At 32.5% G+C, this 21,694-nt stretch carries 14 protein-coding genes; 10 read left to right on the top strand and 4 right to left on the bottom strand.

What is annotated here, in order from left to right:
• Positions 1-5 precede the first annotated feature (5 nt).
• Together ACWNT5_RS15370 and pabB are read left to right on the top strand one after the other, a co-directional pair.
• Positions 6-548, top strand: coding sequence for an NADPH-dependent FMN reductase (locus ACWNT5_RS15370; protein WP_456517834.1), 543 nt, complete (start codon positions 6-8; stop codon positions 546-548).
• A complete protein-coding gene (gene pabB, locus ACWNT5_RS15375) occupies positions 548-1,855 on the top strand; it encodes an aminodeoxychorismate synthase component I (protein WP_456517835.1) in 1,308 nt (435 codons plus the stop codon). The genes ACWNT5_RS15370 and pabB overlap by 1 nt, the downstream gene beginning before the upstream one ends.
• A gap of 20 nt (positions 1,856-1,875) precedes the next feature.
• On the opposite strand, the gene ACWNT5_RS15380 is transcribed toward pabB, so the two are convergent.
• A complete protein-coding gene (locus ACWNT5_RS15380) occupies positions 1,876-2,580 on the bottom strand; it encodes a hypothetical protein (RefSeq protein WP_299607030.1) in 705 nt (234 codons plus the stop codon).
• A gap of 218 nt (positions 2,581-2,798) precedes the next feature.
• On the opposite strand from ACWNT5_RS15380, the gene tilS reads away from it, so the two are divergent.
• From tilS to ACWNT5_RS15420, 8 genes are all read left to right on the top strand, one after another.
• A complete protein-coding gene (gene tilS, locus ACWNT5_RS15385) occupies positions 2,799-4,112 on the top strand; it encodes a tRNA lysidine(34) synthetase TilS (RefSeq protein WP_299899140.1) in 1,314 nt (437 codons plus the stop codon).
• The gene (locus ACWNT5_RS15390) at positions 4,113-6,089 is read left to right on the top strand and encodes a cytochrome c biogenesis protein CcdA (protein ID WP_456517836.1); all 1,977 of its coding nucleotides are present in this window, start codon (positions 4,113-4,115) and stop codon (positions 6,087-6,089) included.
• Positions 6,090-6,184: 95 nt separating this feature from the next.
• Entirely contained in the window at positions 6,185-6,829 is a 645-nt protein-coding gene (locus ACWNT5_RS15395; protein WP_299607034.1) for a Crp/Fnr family transcriptional regulator, read from the top strand.
• 198 nt (positions 6,830-7,027) lie between these two features.
• Positions 7,028-9,400, top strand: coding sequence for a spondin domain-containing protein (locus tag ACWNT5_RS15400; protein ID WP_456517837.1), 2,373 nt, complete (start codon positions 7,028-7,030; stop codon positions 9,398-9,400).
• 173 nt (positions 9,401-9,573) lie between these two features.
• Positions 9,574-11,472 carry a CocE/NonD family hydrolase gene (locus ACWNT5_RS15405; RefSeq protein WP_456517838.1) on the top strand — a complete coding sequence of 633 codons (1,899 nt, stop codon included), beginning with the start codon at positions 9,574-9,576 and terminating at the stop codon, positions 11,470-11,472.
• A 31-nt stretch (positions 11,473-11,503) separates the two neighbouring features.
• Positions 11,504-13,372, top strand: coding sequence for a DUF885 domain-containing protein (locus tag ACWNT5_RS15410; protein WP_456517839.1), 1,869 nt, complete (start codon positions 11,504-11,506; stop codon positions 13,370-13,372).
• Positions 13,373-13,574: 202 nt separating this feature from the next.
• Entirely contained in the window at positions 13,575-15,551 is a 1,977-nt protein-coding gene (locus ACWNT5_RS15415; RefSeq protein WP_456517840.1) for a tetratricopeptide repeat-containing sensor histidine kinase, read from the top strand.
• Positions 15,552-15,689: 138 nt separating this feature from the next.
• Positions 15,690-17,651 (top strand): ATP-binding protein, encoded by a 1,962-nt coding sequence (locus ACWNT5_RS15420; RefSeq protein ID WP_456517841.1) that lies wholly within the window; start codon positions 15,690-15,692, stop codon positions 17,649-17,651.
• Positions 17,652-17,653: 2 nt separating this feature from the next.
• Here the strand turns inward: ACWNT5_RS15420 and ACWNT5_RS15425 are convergent, their stop codons facing one another.
• The 3 genes from ACWNT5_RS15425 to ACWNT5_RS15435 are packed head-to-tail and all read right to left on the bottom strand — an operon-like array spanning position 17,654 to position 21,580.
• A complete protein-coding gene (locus ACWNT5_RS15425) occupies positions 17,654-18,952 on the bottom strand; it encodes an HlyD family secretion protein (protein ID WP_299607040.1) in 1,299 nt (432 codons plus the stop codon).
• Between the two features lie 28 nt (positions 18,953-18,980).
• Positions 18,981-19,343 carry a four helix bundle protein gene (locus ACWNT5_RS15430; RefSeq protein WP_299607041.1) on the bottom strand — a complete coding sequence of 121 codons (363 nt, stop codon included), beginning with the start codon at positions 19,341-19,343 and terminating at the stop codon, positions 18,981-18,983.
• 32 nt (positions 19,344-19,375) lie between these two features.
• Entirely contained in the window at positions 19,376-21,580 is a 2,205-nt protein-coding gene (locus tag ACWNT5_RS15435) for a peptidase domain-containing ABC transporter (RefSeq protein ID WP_299607042.1), read from the bottom strand.
• Positions 21,581-21,694: the final 114 nt, after the last annotated feature.

Below are 21,694 nucleotides of genomic sequence, written 5' to 3' on the forward strand. Positions count from 1 at the left end.
AATAGATGAAAAATATTCTTGCTTTTGCTGGTTCCAACAGCAGTACCTCAATTAATCAACAACTTATCGAATATGTTTCTTCTGAAATTATCGAGCATAAAATCAAAATAATGAAATTGGTTAACTATCCAATACCAATGTATAGTGAAGACGAGGAAAGAGAAAATGGTTTTCCAGGAATGGCTCTAGGGATAAAGCAGGAGATCTCAGAAGCAGACGCACTTATTATTTCTATAAATGAACACAATGGTAGCTTAAGTGCATTTTTTAAGAATATTATCGATTGGTTATCTAGAATAGATCGTAATTTTTTAGCAGGTAAAAAAATATTGCTTATGAGCACTTCTCCCGGACAACGAGGTGGTTTAACAGCATTAGAATATGCAAAGAATGTATTTCCTAGGTTTGGAGGAGAGATTATAGAAAGTTTTAGTTTTCCTTCTTTTCACGCTAATTTTTCTACAGAAGAAAAGACAATTAAGGATGAAACACTTTTGTTGGGATTAAAAGAAGTTCTAAGTACTTTTGCGCATCAGATAAATAATTAGTGCGAACTACCAAGACATATACTTTAGATAATCCATCACAGTTTAAGAATAAACTATTACAATGGGCACAACAATTTGATGAAATTATATGGTTAGATTCTAATAACTATATCCAACAGTATTCTAGTTATGATGCAATACTAGCGATAGATGCTTTTACCTCTATTAAAACAGACTATTATTCCTGCTTCGATACGTTAAAAGAATATCAGGAGCAAACAGCAGATTGGATTTTTGGTTATTTATCCTATGACTTAAAAAATGATACAGAGAATTTAGTCTCAAAGAATCCTGATAACTTAGAATTTCCTGATTTATATTTTTTTCAACCTAAAAAGATATTCTTACTAAAAGGAAATGAATTAGAAGTTCAGTATCTAAGAATGGTAGATGATGAAATAGAAGAGGATAGAAAACTAATCGATACATTTCCAACTACCATTAAAGTATCTGTTGAGGATAACCCTTGTGGGAAGATTAAAATTAGTTTAAGAATCACTAAAGATGTATACCGACAAAAAATCGAACAAATGCTTCAGCATATTCATCGTGGAGATATCTATGAAGCAAATTTTTGTCAGGAGTTTTTTGCCGAAAATAGTTGTATTGCTCCATTAGAGACATATTATCATCTCAATCAAATTTCTAAACCACCATTTGCTACTTTTTTTAAGAGAAATCATCAATACTTACTTTCGGCTTCTCCCGAGCGTTATTTAAGAAAAAGTGGCAATAAAATTATATCACAACCCATTAAAGGTACTGCAAAACGTTCACAAGATAAGGAACAGGATCAAGAATTCATACAAATGCTTCAGAATGATCCCAAAGAACGTTCTGAGAATGTAATGATTGTAGATTTGGTAAGAAATGATCTATCCAGAACTGCTGTTAAAGGTTCGGTAAAAGTAGAAGAACTCTGCAAAATCTATACTTTCCCGCAGGTACACCAAATGATTTCTACTGTAGTTTCAGAAATTGATAATACCACTTCTGCCGTTGATGTGATAAGAACCACTTTTCCCATGGGAAGTATGACAGGTGCTCCAAAAATATCAGCAATGAAAATTATCGAGGCATTAGAAGAGTCTAAAAGAGGTTTGTATAGTGGTGCAGTTGGTTATTTTACACCAGATAACGATTTTGATTTTAATGTGGTAATAAGGAGCATCCTGTATAATGAAGAAAATCAATATATTTCCTATACTGTTGGTGGTGCTATTACTGCAAAATCAGATCCTGATAAAGAATATGAAGAGTGCTTGGTAAAAGCAAAAGCAATGCGAGAAGTGCTAGAAGGTATATAACGAGTTGGTAAAACAGCTATCTAAATAAGGTTTTTTCTAAAACTTTTCCTTACATCAATAATGACTTCTTTAACCTCATTGGCAGTCATATCTTTTATTCTTGCAATTTCCTCGAAATTGAGTTTTCCAAAAACGAATAGGTCAATAATTTTGGAGGTTTCTAGAGGTAACCAGCTATAGAATTTACCGAGTAATTTTTGTTTCTTATTCTCCGAAGAATCTTCTGATGCAATTAGCTTTAAAATTGCAGAATCTGTATCATCGTAAATGAATAGCTGCTTGTTTTCCTGGTTTTGATGATACGAAATGTCATTAAGCTCATCAGTCATTATTAATTCATTATCACCTGCGGAGGTATAGTATTCCTCTAACTTATTCAATTCCTCTTTTAAAAAGTAATTAGTACTAATAGACCTTTGATGCCAGCCTTCTTTCTGATATAACTCATCTATGAGATGATCTGCAATCCTAAACAACTGCAACTCCAGAGATAGTTTGTCCATTGCAATATCTAAATGATCATCATGATATAGTTTTACAATAGCATCGTCTATAAGACCACTAGAGCAGTACATGTTTCTTGGTAAAATTCCAGTGCTTTCCGCAATATATATGCGATGTTTAACGTATGGATGAAGATGAGGTACTACAGCTAATAATTTTTTACCGAACTCTTCCGTACGAGTATCTTCATAATATTTGGGCATTTCGTCAATTCTATTCATGATTTGTGTATTTAAGAGTTCCTTAAAAATAATAAAAAGCTACGTCAAAATGTGTTAAAACTCTGAATTTCAGTAGTTAAAGAAGTGTTTAATAAGAGTTGTTGAACCTTTTCAAAATCGTATATTTGATATTAATATGCAGGTTGTTATTTTAAAATATGTAAAACGCTCATCTCGAAAGTATTCGGTCTAAAAATCAAAAACAACTATATAAATACTTGAAACAAAAATTCAAAGATCATATCAAAAATCGATTACCTTTTCTACAAAAAAGTAAGTTACTTATTGCCTGTAGTGGAGGATTAGATAGTATAGTATTAGCTTATCTATGTCATGTAAATAATTTTGAAATTGGAATTGCTCACTGCAATTTTGGTTTAAGAGGAGTAGAGAGTGACGGAGATGAAAGTTTTGTATCTACGATAGCTGAGAAATTCGAGGTACCTTTTTTTGTAACCAATTTTGAAACAGAAAAATATGCACAAGACCATAAGTTATCTATACAAATGGCTGCCAGAGAGCTAAGATATCAGTGGTTTGAAACCTTGTTGAGCTCGCATAAATATGATTATGTACTAACTGCACATCATAAAGATGATAATCTAGAGACTTTTTTAATAAACCTATCTCGAGGTACTGGAATCGATGGACTTACGGGTATTCCCGAAATTAATAGAAATTACGTAAGACCACTTTTACCATTTTCTAGAAATCAAATCATGGAATTTGCTACCAAAAATGAAATAGAATGGAGAGAAGACAGTAGTAATAGTGATACCAAATATCTGAGGAATAAATTAAGACATAATGTAATCCCAGAACTTATTTCTATTAATCCAAGTTTTTTAAACAATTTTGAAAACACATTAGATTATCTAAAGCATGCGCAGGATTTTATAAGGAGTCAAATGTATCGTATTCGAAAAGAAGTTTTTGAATATGGAGAATTGGATACAATTAAGATTGCCATACATAAACTTCAGAAATATGATAACCCTAAAAAGTACTTGTACTTTTTGTTAAAGGAATATGGTTTTACTGCTTGGGATGATATAATCCGAATGTTAAATGCGCAATCGGGGAAACAAATTTTTTCTTCAACCCATCGTTTGGTGAAAAATAGAGAATATTTGTTGCTTTGTCCAATTATTGAAGATGTTCCGGATCGAGTATATCATATTCCTGAAGAAGAAAATAGGATTATGATTCCATCTGGAATGATTCATTTAAAAGAAGTTTCAGAGCTTTGCGATACGGATTTGAAGACTATTTTTGTAGATAAAGAAAAGTTAAAGTATCCCTTAATTGTAAGAAAATGGAAAGAAGGCGACTATTTTTACCCTTTAGGCATGAAAGGTAAAAAGAAGTTGAGTAAGTATTTTAAGGATGAAAAATTATCTTTACTAGCCAAAGAAAGAGTCTGGTTATTATGTTCTGGAGAAGAAATTGTATGGGTGATTAATTATAGAGCGGATAACAGATTTAAAATAAACCCCGAAACGAAACAATTACTAAAAGTAACAATTACCTAAATGAGGAATATTTTACTACTATTTACAGCATTATTATTTTCAACAACTTTATTTTCCCAAATATTTGAACCTATAAAATGGAATAGTAATGTTATTAAAGAATCCGAGGATATTTATGTATTACAGTTCGAAGCCAAACTAGATAAAGGTTGGCATATATATTCGCAGAAGGAAGTAGAAACGGATGATATCGCTCCAACGGCTACAGAGTTTACCTTTTATAATGAAGACAAAAAGTATGAACTAATAGGAGAAACTACTGAGCCAGAAGGTATTCAGAAATATGATAAGGTATTTGAAATGGATATCAAATACTTTGAAGATAAGGTGTTGTTTACGCAAAAAATAAAACGCTTAGACCCTTCTCTAGAATCAGTAAAAGCTGAGGTGTTCTTTGGGATTTGTGATGACGAAAGATGTTTGGCACCGGACGTAGTGGAGTTTGATTTAAATATCTCGGGAAAAATTTCAGGTGCGAAAACAGCATTTGGAGGTGATACTAAATCAATTGATAAAAATGAAAATGATAAACCTATTGAAGAGGAAAAGGAACAAAAAGGATTGTGGGCAACTTTTATTTTAGCTTTTTTATCAGGTTTTGCAGCACTTCTTACTCCTTGTGTATTTCCAATGATTCCCATGACTGTAAGCTTTTTTACCAAACAAAGTAAAACCAGAGCTTCAGGAATTAGAAACGCTATTTTCTATGGAGTATTTATAATCGTAATATATGTTGGATTAGGATCTGTAGTAACTGCAATTTTTGGAGCAGATGCTTTAAATGCGTTATCTACCAATATTTGGTTTAATCTAATTTTCTTTGTGTTATTGATTGTTTTTGGTTTATCATTTTTGGGAGCTTTCGAAATCATGTTACCAAATTCATGGGCAAATAAAGTTGATAGGCAAGCCGATAAAGGAGGTTTTTTAGGTATATTTTTTATGGCCTTAGCCTTAGCAATAGTCTCATTTAGCTGTACAGGTCCAATTGTTGGAACTTTATTAGTACAAGCAGCTTCACAAGGAGGAATGGCTCCTGTAATCGGAATGCTAGGATTCTCTTTAGCAATTGCATTGCCTTTTGCACTTTTTGCACTGTTTCCAGGTTGGTTAAATTCACTTCCTAAGAGTGGAGGTTGGTTAAATACAGTAAAAGTTTTTCTCGGGTTCTTGGAAATAGCATTTGCTTTCAAATTTTTATCCAATGCGGATTTGGTGCTACAATTAGGATGGTTACAAAGAGAGGTGTTCTTAGCAATTTGGATCGCAGTTTTTGGAGCCTTGTCATTATATCTTTTGGGTAAAATTAAACTTCCTCATGATTCTCCATCAGAACATATATCAGTAGGTCGATTATCAATTGCGCTTTTAACCTTAGCATTTACCATTTATTTAATTCCAGGGCTATGGGGAGCACCATTAAAAATTGTAAGTGGTTTTCCACCACCCCAGACTTATAGTGAATCACCAAGAGGTTTTGGAGGTACTTCTAGTGCAGGCGCTTCAACTTCCGAATTACCTGAAGGAGCAAAATATGGAGAACACGATATTATTTCATTTACGGATTATGAAACGGGCTTAGCATATGCTAAGAAAGTGAATAAACCTGTATTAATTGATTTCACAGGATATGCTTGTGTGAATTGTAGGAAAATGGAAGAATACGTTTGGTCCGAACCATCTGTTTTGAAAACCCTAAAAAATGATATTGTACTGATTTCTTTGTACGTAGATTATAAGAAAGAACTTCCAAAATCAGAACAGTATGTTTCTGAAACTACTGGCAAAAAAATCAAAACTATTGGTAATAAATGGAGCGACTTTCAGATTACAAAGTATAAAGCAAATGCACAGCCTTATTATATTTTGATTGATCATAAAGAAGCTAATCTTAATAAGCCTGTTGGCTACACCCCAGATGAAAATGAATACCTAAAATGGTTACAGGAGGGAATTGCAAATTTTTCAAAAAAATAGATTCCTTATAGTATTATAAGTAATTATTATAAGAATATTGTAAGGATACTGTTAGTTATCGACTTTATTGTAAAACAAAGAGTAACTAACAGTCTATGGAAAATATTAACTTATCTCAGTGTTTCCCTTTTATAGAAAAAGAGCTCGAAGAGCAAATAATGTCTTTTGGACATTTTAAAAGTATTCCAAAAGGAGAGTATGTCGTGAGACAAGGAAGTTATCTCAATTTTTTACCGATTATTTTAGATGGTTTGATAAAGATGTATGCAGAAGAAGATGAAGTGGAATTTCTGTTGTACTACATACATCCTAATCACTGTTGTATCTTAAGTTTTAATCACTTGTTTAGTCAGGAGGCGGTTCGTTTTTCTGCTAAAACAGAAGAAGATACTACGGTTCTTTGTATTCCAATAAATAAGGTGAAAGAATGGTTTGTGCAATACCCATCTTTTACACAAATTATTTTAAAGGATTTCCAGCGTAATTATGAGGATTTGCTGCATACCACAAAACAAGTTGTATGTTATAAAATCGAAGAACGTTTGATAAACTATTTAAACGAAAAGGCAAAGTTTCAGAATTGCAATATGATCCTAATGTCTCATAAAGAAATTGCTGCCGATTTAGGAACATCAAGAGAAGTGGTTTCTAGAATAACTAAGAAACTACAAGCTCAAAATATATTGGTACAACATAAACGACATATAGAATTGACAAAAGGTATTTATTGTCAAAACTAAAAATCGTTCTTTAAAACACCAACACCAGAACATCGCAAATAGCGATGTTTTGGTGTTGGTGTTTTTTCTTTTTAAATATTTGATTTACAGATAATTAAATAACATTTATTTAACGTTTAATAGTGACTTTTATCACCGTTATCCACTTTGATGTGATTATATATTTGCTTCAGATTGATGAACAAAAAAATATATATCATGAAAAGAAATTTTATCTATTTAATTATTGGATTATTTACTTTCATCTCTTGTAGTGAAGATGATGATATTGTAATTCCACCAGACGGAGAAACTGATGACGAGAACATTCAGGTTGTTTTTAATGAGATTCGTTATCAAGGAACAGACTTGATAGAAATCTTTAATCAAGGAAATCAAGAAGCGGATTTAAGTGACTATTGGTTATGTCTTGGTCCTGGAACCTATGAACAAATTGGTGCTCTTACACCAGAAAGTGGTACCATAAATATTCCTGCAGGAGGGTATTTAGTATTATCTTACGAGCTTCCAGATAATTCAGGTGGTTTAGGATTATACTCGTCTAATGCGTTTACAGATGCTGATGCACTAATAGATTTTGTGCAGTATGGAGCTGGTGGAACGGCTAGAGAAAATGTTGCTGTTGCTGCTGGTATTTGGACAGCGGGTGATTTTATACCCACTGTTTCCAATCCAGATAACAGTATTGTATTTGATGGAGAAGGAAACGGATCTTCTAACTGGGCAGAAACATCTACAATAACCTTTGGCGCAGAAAATATCCTTACAATTCCTGATAATAGTGTACGTTCTATAGTAATAAATGAAGTAAATTATGCAGAAGATAAATTGATTGAATTATGGAATAATGGAACCGTCGCTGTTGATATTTCTTCCTACTGGTTATGTCTTGGACCTGGACAGTATCTTCAAATGCAAAATGCCTCCATTACTAGTGGAGATACAAATTTAGATCCAGGAGAATTCGTGGTGGTAAATTGGGATGAGTTAACCAATAGCGAAGGATTAGGTTTATATGCTAATAGTTCTTTTACCAGTGCAGATGCTATTATGGATTTCGTTCAATGGGGAGCTGCGGGAAGTGCTAGAGAAAATGTAGCCGTTTCTGCAGGTATTTGGACCGCAGGAGATTTTGTACCAGAAGTACGATTACCAAGTTATAGTATTGCATATGATGGAGAAGGAGATGCTGCAAGTGACTGGGAAGAAAGAGTAAATCCAACATTTGGATTAGGAAATGCAACTGTGATTGAAACAACAACATTTTCTGTAACCATTACAAATACTATTAATTATTTGAATGTACATACATTTACAACTCCAGTAGGAGCATCCACTCCAGGACCTCTAACCACTAATGGAGCACAATATCAAGTTTCATTCCAAGCAGTTTCAGGAACTAAGTTTACACCAGTGACTATGATGGGTAATAGTAATGATTGGTTTTTAGCACCAACAGATCTTAATGGGATAGACTTGTTTCCTAATGGTCAGGCATTAAATGGTGTAGATATAGCAAGTCAACTATCATTATATGATTTAGGTACTGAAGCAGATAATGATCCAGCCACTTTTCCTCCAGCGGGAGCTAATGTAGGGCCAGCGGATGCAAATCCTCTAGTTAGATTAGTTGATGGTAGAGATACAGGAGATATTTATATGACTGCTATTTTGGATTATACCAATGGAGATGGTAATTCTGCAGGTACATTTACATTAACGATTACAGCTATCAATACTCCCAATTCTTCTATTGATCCAAGTTCGGATAATGGTTTTGTAATCACACCAGGAATAGTAGTATTACATGCACAACCAGAACCGTTATTTACAATTGGTGAAGAAGATAGAGGTGTTGGACTGGAAGGTATTGCAGAAGATGGTATGCCAGGTGTGTTATATAATTGGTTTACAGAAACTGGATCTCAAGGGACACCTTTACGACTTTCCTCATCATTAACTCCTTTCTCTCCAGCTTTCATCTATGCATTTAATACAAATAGAGATCCCTGGTTTGTCCAAGGAGAAGCTACAAGTGTAGATAATGGTTTAGAAGAAATAGCTGAAGATGGAGATAGATCAATAGCATACAATTATATGAAGGACTTTGGAATTCCAGTAGCATTAAGTAATGAATCTGGACCGATCATGCCTGGAGGATCTCAAACTTTTACAATAGAAGTACCAAGAGGTCAGGATTATAAATTCGGTTTTGGGACCATGTTTGTAAAATCAAACGATTGGGTAGTAAGTTATAACAATGCTGGTTTACCTTTATTCTTAGAAGATGGCGTAACACCATATTCTGGAACAGATTTAAGTACCAAAACGTATCTATACGATGCTGGAACAGAAGTAGATCAACCAGTAGGTTTTGGAATGGATCAAGTAATGAATCAATCAGGACCTAATACAGGAAACGATGATGCTAATAATATTGTAAGAAGAGTATCAGATTTAGAAGATGTACAATTCGGAAAAGGAGTTATTAGTAGTCCACCAGGAGTAACTTGGACAGGTGATCCAAGAGGAGGATATAATATCATAGAGATTAATATCCAACCACAGTAGAATAACTAAGAACACTGTATTTGGGGATAAAGTAAGTTCTTAGTAGATGAGCCTTCAGTAATAACTGGAGGCTCATTAGTTTATATATTAACATTGATTGTTAAAATCTCCTTAAATAGAGGTTTGTCAGCATTCCAATTTTTTATCTTCCAGCTTCAACTAAACTCAAGCATATGCGATCAACTAGAATACCATTATTATTTATTTTAAGTTTTTTATTTTTTATTACTTCTTGTACCGAACAAAATGATTCTAAGAAGGCTGAAAAAACCACGGAACAGACCGTAACTAACGAAGAAGAGGAATATCAGGTTAAAGATCATTATACCAAGAAGGAAGTAGATATCGTAGCGAGAGATGGGACTAAACTTCATACGACTATTTATTCTCCTAAGGATACTAGTAAGAAGTATCCAATTCTTATGCAAAGAACTCCTTATAGCTCTAGACCTTATGGAGAAAATGAATTTAGATCTAAGATTGGTCCTAATGAGTTTTTGATGAAAGAGGGCAATATTATCGTTTATCAAGATGTAAGAGGTAGATGGATGAGTGAAGGTGTTTATGATAACATGAGAGCTTATATTCCAAATAAGAAGGATAAGGAATTTGATGAAGCTAGTGATACCTATGATACTATTGATTGGCTAGTGAAAAATGTTGAAAATAATAATGGAAAAGTAGGTGTATGGGGAATTTCATATCCTGGTTTTTATGCAACATATTCATTATTAGATTCGCATCCAGCTCTAAAAGCAGTATCTCCACAAGCTTGTATAGGAGATTTCTTCTTTGATGATTTTCATCATAACGGTGCTTATTTGTTAAGTTATTGGAGAGCAACTGCAGTGTTTGGTTACGAAAAAACAGAGCCAGTAAAAGAAAGTTGGTATACATTCCCAGAACTGAATACCAAAGATCAATATCAGTTCTTCTTAGATGCAGGACCACTAAGTACATTAGATCAATACTATAAGGAAGATAATGTTTTTTGGACGCAATTAAAAGAACATCCAAATTACGATGAGTTTTGGCAAAAAAGAGGCATTATTCAACATCTTAAGGATATAAAACCGGCAGTTATGGTAGTAGGTGGATTATTTGATGCAGAAGACTTATACGGTCCGTTTGAAACGTATGAGAAAATCGAGAAAAATAGTAGCAATTATAACATTATGGTTTTTGGTCCGTGGAGTCATGGAGATTGGGCGCGAAATAAAAAGAGACAAGCAATAGGAAATGTATATTTCGGCGATGATATATCGTTAAACTTTCAACAAAATATAGAGACAAAATTCTTTAATCATTTTCTTAAAGGAGCTGGTGATGAAAATAGTGGTTTAACTGAGATTCAGATTTTTGATACCGGTAAAAAAGAATGGAATACCTATGATAGTTGGCCACCAAAAAATATAGAAAAGAAAGTTTTATATCTAAATAATAATGGATTAACCGAAAATAAAGGTAATGGAGCACAAGAATTTATCAGTGATCCTAAAAAGCCTGTACCGTATACAGAAGATATCAAAATGGTTTTTACACCTAGAAAATATATGACAGATGATCAGAGATTTGCGGCAAGAAGACCTGATGTATTGGTTTATGAAACACCAGTACTTACCGAAGATATGACGTTGTCAGGAGAGATTTTAGCCAAATTAAAAGTAGCAACTACAGGAACTGCCGCGGATTGGGTAGTGAAAATTATAGATGTATATCCTCCAGATGCAGAAGACACAGAAGAGACTCAAAAGTATCTTAAAATGTCTAATTATCATATGATGGTAAGAAGTGAAGTGCTAAGAGGAAGATTTAGAAATAGCTTTAGTAAACCAGAAGCTTTTACTCCTAACAAAAAAACAGATGTTTCTATAAAACTTCAGGATATACATCACACGTTTTTGAAAGGTCATAAAATTCAGATTCAGGTACAGAGTACTTGGTTTCCGTTCATTGACTTAAATCCTCAAACGTATGTTCCTAATATATTTAAAGCGAAATCATCAGATTTTAAAAAACAAACTCATACTGTATATGATGATTCTTCCATAGAATTTTCTATTTTGAAGTAAATTAGTAACCATCCAAATATCCCCCAGGAAAATGAACAGAACAAAATTCACTTTGTTATCTTGTTCCTTCTTATTAATAACTTTTAGTTGTAAAGACGAAGGTAATAAGGTTGTATCCGAAATCTCTAATGAGCAAAAGATAGAAATACATTCTCAAAAACTAAATGATTGGTTTGAGGCCCAATTTCAGGAAGAAGTAGCAGAATCTCCAATGATGCAAACGTATTTAGGATTGAAAACGGACGATTATGGAAAGTGGGATGATGTTTCTTCTAAGAAATTGGTACACGATCTTGAAAAAGCAAAAAGAAGACTTAGATACCTTAATGATTCGGTAGATGTTAAAGCTCTAAATAAATCTACGAGTTTGAGTTATCGTTTGATGAAACAAGATCTAAAAAATTCTATAGATGATTTTCAATATAGGTTTTATGATTATCCAGTGAATCAAATGCATGGCATGCAGGCAGAAATTCCTGCATTTCTGATCAATATGCATCAAATAGAGAGTAAGAGTGATGCAGAAGCTTATATTTCCCGACTTAAGGGAATGGATGAGTTATTTGCACAACAAATAGAGAATATCAAGATCAGAGAGAAGAATGGTATTGTTCCACCAAAGTTTGTTTTTGCAAAAGTGTTAAACGATTGTCGTAATTTAATTACCGGAATGCCTTTCGATGAATCTAATAAAGAGAGCACCTTACTCTCAGATTTTAAAGGTAAAGTAGGTAAAATAGAAATAGCAGAAGAAGATAAGACGGTTTTAATAGCTGAAGCAGAAAAAGCATTAAAAGAAGATGTAAAATCTGCTTATGATAAATTAATTGCGCTTTTAGAAGATCAACAGCAAAGGGCTACGGTAGATGATGGAGCTTGGAAATTTCCAAAGGGGAATGCGTTTTACAATAATGCATTAAGGCGAACTACCACTACTACTATGACTGCCGATGAAATTCATCAATTAGGATTAGATGAGGTTGCTAGAATACATAAGGAAATGAAGGATATCATGACGCAGGTTAAGTATGAAGGTTCCTTACAAGATTTTTTTAAGTATATGAAGGAAGATGAGAAATTCTACTATCCTAACGATAAAGAAGGTAAGGCTAAATACTTGGAAAGAGCAGTTGGATTAATCGATAATATGAAATCTAGATTAGATGAACTCTTTATCACAAAACCTAAAGCTGATATCGTTGTAAAAGCTGTGGAACCTTTTAGAGAAAAAAGTGCCGGAAAAGCCTTTTATCAGAGAGGTACTCCAGATGGTTCTAGACCTGGAACATATTATGCAAATCTTTATGATATGGAAGCTATGCCGATATATCAAATGGAAGCACTAGCATATCACGAAGGTATTCCAGGACATCATATGCAAATTTCAATAGCTCAGGAGTTACAGGATATTCCGAAGTTTAGAAAATTTGGAGGATATACTGCTTACATAGAAGGTTGGGGACTTTATAATGAGTTCTTACCAAAAGAGATAGGACTGTATAATGATCCATATTCAGATTTCGGTAGATTAGCTATGGAACTGTGGAGAGCTTGTAGATTAGTTGTAGATACAGGAATACATGCTAAGAAATGGACAAGAGAAGAAGGTATAAAATATTATACCGATAATACTCCCAATGCAGAGAGTGACGCCGTTAAAATGGTAGAACGACATATTGTAATGCCTGGTCAGGCTACAGCATACAAGATAGGAATGAATAAGATTCTGGAATTAAGAGAGAATGCAAGAACAGCATTAGGGAATGATAATTTCGATATTAGAGAGTTTCATGATGTCTTACTCACAAATGGTGCTGTACCACTTACCATTTTGGAAGAGCTGGTTAATGAGTGGATAACCTCTAAAAAGAATATGAATACACTTCAAGAAAACTCGTAATAAATCTAAAATAGCATAGATTTTTGAAAACAGCCTTTCTGATCAAGAAAGGCTGTTTTTTTATATAATCGTTTCCTTTTTACGGTAAAACTATAAAAAAATGTAAGAATAAGACTACATTCTTTTGTTGTTTGACTTTTTTTTGTGTATTTTGTTGAAAATAAGTAGCATTTCATCTGATTTAAGCCCCAAAGTAAATAGTATGAATAAAGCAACCTTTACCGTATTAGTTTTCTGTTTCACAAGTTTTTTTTGCTTTTCGCAAGAAGAACTTACTGGAATTGATCTTTCCGAAATTAAGACATTAAAAGATTCTTTGTCTTTCAATGATAAAGTAAATAAGCTTCAGCAATTTGTTAATGAAGATCGTCTTGATTTAGCAGAACCTTTAGCCAATCAATTGATTGATATTGCAAATGATATCGAATATACCAGAGGATTAGGTTTAGTATATAGATTAAAAGGAGTACTAAATAATGAATTAAATAGATATCTGGAATCTAATGAAAGCTTTGAAAAAGCAACATTCAATTTTCAAAAAATTGAAGATAAGAATGGGTTAGCCATGGTAAGTAATGATAGGTATATCATAGAACGTAATAAAGGTAATATTGAAGAGGCTGCTAATCATCTGTTAGATGCTAAATTACAGAGAGAACAACTAAAGGATAGTATTGGACTTACTGCAGTATATAATAACCTAGCAATTATTTATAAAGAGTTAAATGATATCCCGAATGCTGAGAAGTTTTATCTTAAATCCATGAAGATGGCTAGAAGACTTAAACTTAAAGGTGTTGGTTTAACGATTAATAACTTAGCTCTACTTCATACCGAAGGCGGGAAATTAGAAGAAGCTAAGGTACTATTAAAAGAGGCACTACAGATTAATAAAGCAGAAAATGATCTAAGACATACTGCACAGTCTTATAGTATTATGGCAAAGGTAGCCATGTATGGTGAAGAATATGAAAAAGCCAAAAAATTCTATGATACGACGCAATGCGTTGGAACACAAGCTAATTTTAAGCTTATTGTTCATAATGCAAAACAACAGTTAGGAATCATAGCTTTAGAACAAAACGAGTTCAAAAAAGCGGAAGAATATTTAAAAGTAGCAAGAGAAGACCTTATAAAATCTAATGTTACTTCTCTAATTCTTAAGAATTACAAATATTCTTTTAAACTAGATTCTACAAGAGGAAATCTGCTAGGAGCCATTGCTTGGCAAAAGAAATATCAGGAACTTTCTGATAAGCGTATGAATGATCTAACGACCAAAAAAGTAGAGAATACAAAGTCTAGATATGAAGCGCAGTTAGAACAGCTTAGATTACAGGACGAAAAGGAAAAAAGAGAGCAACAAACCAAAGAACAATTATTCAAGTATAGATTAATGACATTTATTAGTCTAGCGGTGATAGCAGTAATTCTAGTGTTTATGATCTTGATAATTAAAACCAGAAAAGAAAGGAAAAGGTATATCAAAGAACTTAATGAGTCTAATCAGGTTAAAAACAAACTGTTTTCGATTATATCACACGATTTGAAAAATGAAATACACGGCTTGGAAAGTAGTTTAAATTTAATGAAGGAAGATGTAATTTCTACGGAAGAATTTAAAGAAATTGTACCATTATTAGCTAATAGAACACACCAAACATCTATTTTGTTGAATAATCTGTTGAATTGGTCGAAATCGCAAATGAAAGAACTGAATCCTAAACCAACAACTTTTGATATTACAGAAGTTATCAGTAATAAGTTTACGTTTTTTAGACCTAAAGCAGAGAAAAAAGATATTCAGTTGATTAATCAGTTGGGATCAGCCAAAATTTTTGCGGATAAAGACATGTTTGGTATTGTAGCGCAAAACTTAATTGCTAATGCCATTAAATTTTGTAATTCTGGAGATTCTATTGCATTGACAGCGAGAGAAAAAGAGGACTTTTATGAGATTTGTTTTGAAGATACGGGAGTAGGTATTGATCCAGAAAATTTAAATAAGCTATTTGCAGAAGATACTTTTACAACTAACGGAACGGAGAATGAAACAGGAACTGGTCTTGGGCTCCGAATCTGTAAAGAACTAATAGAGCTTAATAGAGGCAGGATAGAGGTAGAAAGTATACCGGGAAAAGGAAGTACTTTTTGTGTGCAATTACCTAAAGCTGCCTAATACTTATATTCTTGATATAAGGTAAAGATCTATCTTGTTATCTCAATTACCAAAGGGGCTAATATCTGTCTGTTTTAGACATATACAAATAGTGTATTGAATATCTATTATAAACATATTACCCATTTAATAGCTTTTTTGAGCTTTGTATTTGTGCTTCGTGGACAAGATGATATCAATAATCATTTGTGGTATCAAGGTCATATCGAGGGAACAGAAGAACTTCATAAAGCTCAACAATTTCTTGATCATTTAGTAGCTGTTAAGCAAATAGATAGTGCACTTTTTCTTTCAAAACAAGTTATATCTGCAGCACATAAGTACAAAGATTCAGTGGTTTTAAGTGATGCTTTTATCGATCAAGGAGAAGCATATAGCCAACAAAATGAATATTATTATGCGGGACAAAGTTATAAAGAGGCGATAAAAATTCTAAAGAAATTAAAAGATAAAGGACGTTTAGCGAAAGCCTATAAAAATCTTTATTTTTTAGAGTATTATAGTGATAATTTAACTGTTGCAGCGGAACACTTACTAGAATCTCAGACATATTACACAGAAGTAAACGATAAGAATGGTATCGCTACCGTGAATAATTATTTAGGCGATTTATATGCCAAACTAGAAGACTTTGAATTGGCAGAGCAATATTACAATAAGGCTATTGCTCAAATGGAAAAGATAAAAGATAAAAAGGGAATTGGTCTCTTTATGAATAATTTATCGTTTCTATATATCAATAATAAAATGCCAGAAAAGGCAAAAAATATAGTCGATGTAGCCTTAGATATTAACAAGAATGATAGTTTACCAGTGTACACAATCTATTCCTACTATATTCTTGCGAAAATAGCACTTCATGAAAAAGAATATACTACTTCAGAGAAGTACTACGATACCGTTTTAAGCATAGGCTCTAGAACTAAGCATTTCGCATTAACGATACCTTTAATAATTTCGAAACAACAAATGGCAAAAATAGCGCTAGAAACAAAACGTTATCAAGAAGCAGAAGTGCTATTAAATAATGCCAGAGAAGAGTTTTTGTCCATAAAAGATATAGATCCAACGGAGCATTTATTGGCCAATTATAAAATAGCTGCCAAATTAGACTCCGTTCAAGGTAATATCTATAAAGTCCTTGCTTGGCAAAAAAAGTCTCAAGAACTTTCTGAAAAAAAGAGAATTAAAATTTCTGCAGAGAAAATACAAAGAGCAGAGAAAAGGCATAAAGCAGAAATCGAACATTTAAAAATGATCGATGAAAATGAAAGAAAAGAAAGAGATAATGAAGCAAAGTTATTTAAGTACAAGACGTTTGCATTAGGATTGATTTCAGTTTTAATTGCTGTTTTGGCTTTCCTGATAATAATTTTTAAAACAAGAAGAGATCGTAAGAAATTAATCTCTCAATTAAACCATTCTAACGAAACAAAAAATAAGTTGTTTTCTATCATCTCTCATGATTTAAAAAATGAAATTCTAGGTTTAGATGGAAGTCTAAATCTTTTAAAAGATAATGCGATTTCCAACCAGGAGTTTAACGAGATCATTCCAATTTTGGCTAATAGAACGCATCAAACGTCTATTCTTTTAAATAATCTTTTGAATTGGTCGAAATCGCAAATGAAAGAACTTAATGCAAAACCAGTTAGTTTTGATATTAATGAGGTGATAGAAGATAAGTTTACTTTTTTTACTCCCAAAGCAGAGAAAAAGGATATCAAATTGATCAATAAATTAAATCCTACAAGAATTTATGCAGATAAAGATATGTTTGGTATTGTTGCGCAGAATTTGATTGCAAATGCTATTAAGTTCTGTAACCCTGGTGATTCAATAGCATTAGTTTCTATAGAGAAAGAGGATCATTACGAGATTTGTTTCGAAGACACTGGTGTAGGTATTGACCCATCTAATCTTCATAAATTATTTGCCGAAGATACATTTACTACCAAAGGAACTGGTAATGAAAGTGGAACAGGCCTAGGACTCAGAATCTGTAAAGAGCTTATAGAACTTAATAGAGGTAAGATACAAGTGGAAAGTGTTTTAGGAAAGGGAAGTGTTTTTTGTATCACACTACCCAAAGCGGCCTAATCTTATTTATCCATTAAACTTCTAAACTGATAAAAGAAACGTTCTATTAGCCGTAGATCTTCTGTTATTATTTCTACAGAACCACGCATTTCCTGTTGGAAAGGAATTTTTTTATTATAAGTGGTAACTAACTCTTTAGGCAGTTTTACATCGATAAGATATAATCCATCTTTATCTGGTAACATGGATATATAATCTACTTTACCTTGTAGCATACCAAATTCATCATCCGGAAAATTTTCTAGTTTAATATTGGCTTTTTGGCCAATTTTAATTTTACCAGAATTTTGAGTAGGGGCTTTTATTTTAGCAACATAAGATAATGAGTCCTGAATTGGGATTACTATAAATACAATATCTCCTGCAGTTACATTTTCATTTTCAAATCGATAATTGGAAAAAGAAACTCTACCTTCTATATCTGATTGCAATAAATAGCGAAGTTCCCAATCTTTAATGCTCCTCTTTAACTGGTCAAAAGACTGTATTACTTTATTTCGTAGATTGATTTCTTCTCGTTGTTGATTAAATTCTGTTCCTTTCGAGTTTTTTTGTACTGTACTGATTTGCTCTTTTATTTGGGAAAGTTGATTGGTATAGTTTTTATAATTATTCTCAAATTGTGAGTATTCAATCTTTGATTGTTCATATTCTTGGAGAGATATACTTCCTTTATCAAACAACTCTTGTTGCCTATCAAAAGTCTTTTTTCTTAAACTTAAAGTTCTTTGCTCAACTCTTTTTTGATTTAAAATGCTTTCTTGCCTTCGGTAAAGTTCGGACAGAGATATCTGATTTGCTAAGTTTTCACCAGAAAACGGTTTTAGTTCCTTGTTTAGAGTGTATTCGATATAGTTGTTTTCGAAAGTAGCATAACTAGTCTGAATGTCACCGAGTTCTAATAATGGTGGCATTTTTTCAAAAGGAAATTTAATTTGTTGATTATTGATTTTGATCGTATCAACAACTCTTTTAAGACTAAAAACGTCAAGATAGTTTGCTGTATTTCTTAAAATAGCCAAAGGAGTTTTTTCTGGAACGGTATCACCTTCTTTAACGAATATCGCCTCTATTTTCTCACTTACATTTGCCTGCTCTTTTTGCAAAGGAACATCGGTTGTAATAACTGCTTGTGCAGGAATGGTATCAGGATATTTTAGCATCCAAGAAAGAAAAAGTAAAAGTAATATTAGTGTTAGAATCAGAAGGTTTCCCCATCGAATCATCCAATGCGGAACACGTGTTAGAATTTCCTGAACTTCTTCACTCCTTAATTGTATGTCATCTAAATTATCTGGCATGCTGTTATAATTTCAAAATTATAAATTATTAATTACGAATTTTGAGTTTGGTAGTTTTTTGTATTGAACCAATAATTCTAAGTAATTCTTCACATTTATCTATTAAATTTTTACTTTCTTCCACATTGACATAATTACTATCTCTTAATAATCTTAACCAGTAATGAGTTTCTCGAGCTTCTTTATAAGAGATGGATAATTTGGATAAAAAATCTTTAGTACTTCGCCCACCTATCGCTTCTTCTACATTAGCTCCTATCGATGTACCACTCCTTAGAAACTGTTTAGACAAAATATATTCATGTCGCTCTTTTGTTAACTTCCTAAATAAGTCAATACATAATAGGGCGAATTCGTAACTTTTTTGTTGAATAATATTTTCTTTTTTCATTAAGTTTTTAATTCGTAATTCTTAATTAGAAATTATTTTCCTAATTCTAATTGATTCTTAACTAAATTATAATAGCTTCCTTTTTCTTTAATTAAAGACTCATGATTTCCTACTTCAATAATTTCTCCTTTGTCTAATACTACGATTTGATCTGCATTTTTAACGGTACTTAATCTATGCGCTATCACCATCACCGTTTTATTCTTAAAAAACGTATCTAGTTTTTCCATGATCACCTTTTCATTATTGGCATCTAATGCGGATGTAGCTTCATCAAAGAATAAGAATTTTGGGTTTTTATACACAGCCCTTGCTATAAATAAACGCTGTTTTTGTCCAGTGCTGAGACCAACACCTTCCATGCCAATTTTAGTATTGTATGATAGTGGCAACGACTCTACAAACTCTTTGATATTTGCCACATCTACTGCGTGTGCTAATTTTTTCTTATCTACATAATCTTCGCCAACGGCAATATTGTTGGCAATAGTATCATTAAAAATATATCCTTCTTGCATCACAACACCAAATTGATCTCTCCAGGCTTTTTGTGATACGTTATTTAAATCATGAGTACCTATAAAGATTTGACCTTCATCTGGTTCATAAAATTTTAGAAGAAGTTTCATTAGCGTAGTTTTACCACTACCACTAACACCTACAACTGCAGTAATTTTATTGGCAGGAATTGATAAATCCAAATTTTGTAGCACAGGCTTATCGGAACCAACATATCTAAAACTTAATTTTTTGATTTCAAAACCAGAATTTTCAGGTACTTCTCTTATCTTTTCATCACCAGATTTTTCTTCATCTTCTTTATTATGAATTTCACCCAAACGCTCTAAAGAAATTTGTGCGTCTTGTAATTCTCTTAAGAAATTGATCAATTGGGTAATAGGAGCGTTTAATTGTCCTACAATAGAAGTAATGGCTAGCATCATACCTAATGTAATATCCCCATCAATAACAAGAACAGCAGAAAGAATTGTAATTAGTATATTTTTTAGCTCATTAATAAATGCTGAACCAACACTTTGGTATTGCTCTAAAGCTAGGTTTTCAATAGATATTTTAAATAATTTAGCTTGTACAAATTCCCAATTCCATCGTTTTCTTTTTTCGGCATTATGCAATTTTATTTCTTGCATACCATTCACCAATTCGATCACCTTACTTTGTTCTTCACTAATCTGAGAGAAACGTTTATAGTCTAATTTTTTACGTTTTTTGAAGAAAATAAGTATCCAAGCAAAATAGATAGCACTACCCACAGCAAAAACAGCGAATATAGAAAAGCTATAATAGATAAGAACAATACTAAATACAATTAGGTTTACCATAGAAAACAACACATTCAGCGAAGACATGGTAAGTATTTGTTCTATCCTTTTATGATCGTTAATTCTTTGTAATAAATCTCCTGTCATTTTTACATCAAAGTAGGAGATAGGTAGATTCATTAATTTTATGAAGAAATCAGAAATTAACGAGATATTAATTCTCGTACTTAGATGCAGCAAGATCCAACTTCTCAGAACATCAATCAATGTACGACCAATAAATAAGGATAATTGTGCAATTAATACCAGGTATACAAAATTAATATCTTCGTTTTTGATACCGACATCAACGATACTTTGTGTAAGAAATGGAGTTATTAATTGAAGCAAACTCCCAGCTGTTAATCCAAGTATTAGTTGGAAGATGAATTTTTTATACTTAAAAACGTATTTTGAAATGAATTTGAATCCGAATTCTTCGTCTTCCTCATCGATGTTATCACTGTAAAATTTTGGTGTAGGTTCTACCAATAATGCAACACCTTCTTCTGTAGTTTGATCAGCATTATTACCAATCCATGCTTTGATAAACTCTTCTTGCGTATAGGTAATCAGTCCATGTGCGGGATCTGACACATAAATTTTCATCCCATTTTTTTTGGTAGATTTCACTTTGTAAACCACCACGTAATGAACCTTATTCCAATGTACTATGCATGGTAAAGGAACCTCCAACAATTGATTTAAAGATAGCTTTACACCCAAGGATCTAAATCCAATACTCTCTACCGCTTCACTTAGTCCAAGTAATGAACTCCCTTCTCTAGTGGTTTCACTAAGAGATCTAAGCTTCTGAGTATTCAATACTTTTCCGTAATGTTTAGCTATAATTTTTATACAAGTAGGTCCACAATCTTTTGATTCGGCTTGTTTGTAAAAGGGAAATTTTGGCATTAAACGTTTTAATTATGAGTGATGAGTTGCGCTACAAAGAAAAGTAAATCTTTTCGATTTTGCTATCAAACTCATCTTAGTTCCTAAATTGCGTCTATATATTAGTTTATTTAA

It is taken from the genome of Aquimarina sp. 433 (genome assembly GCF_054054605.1).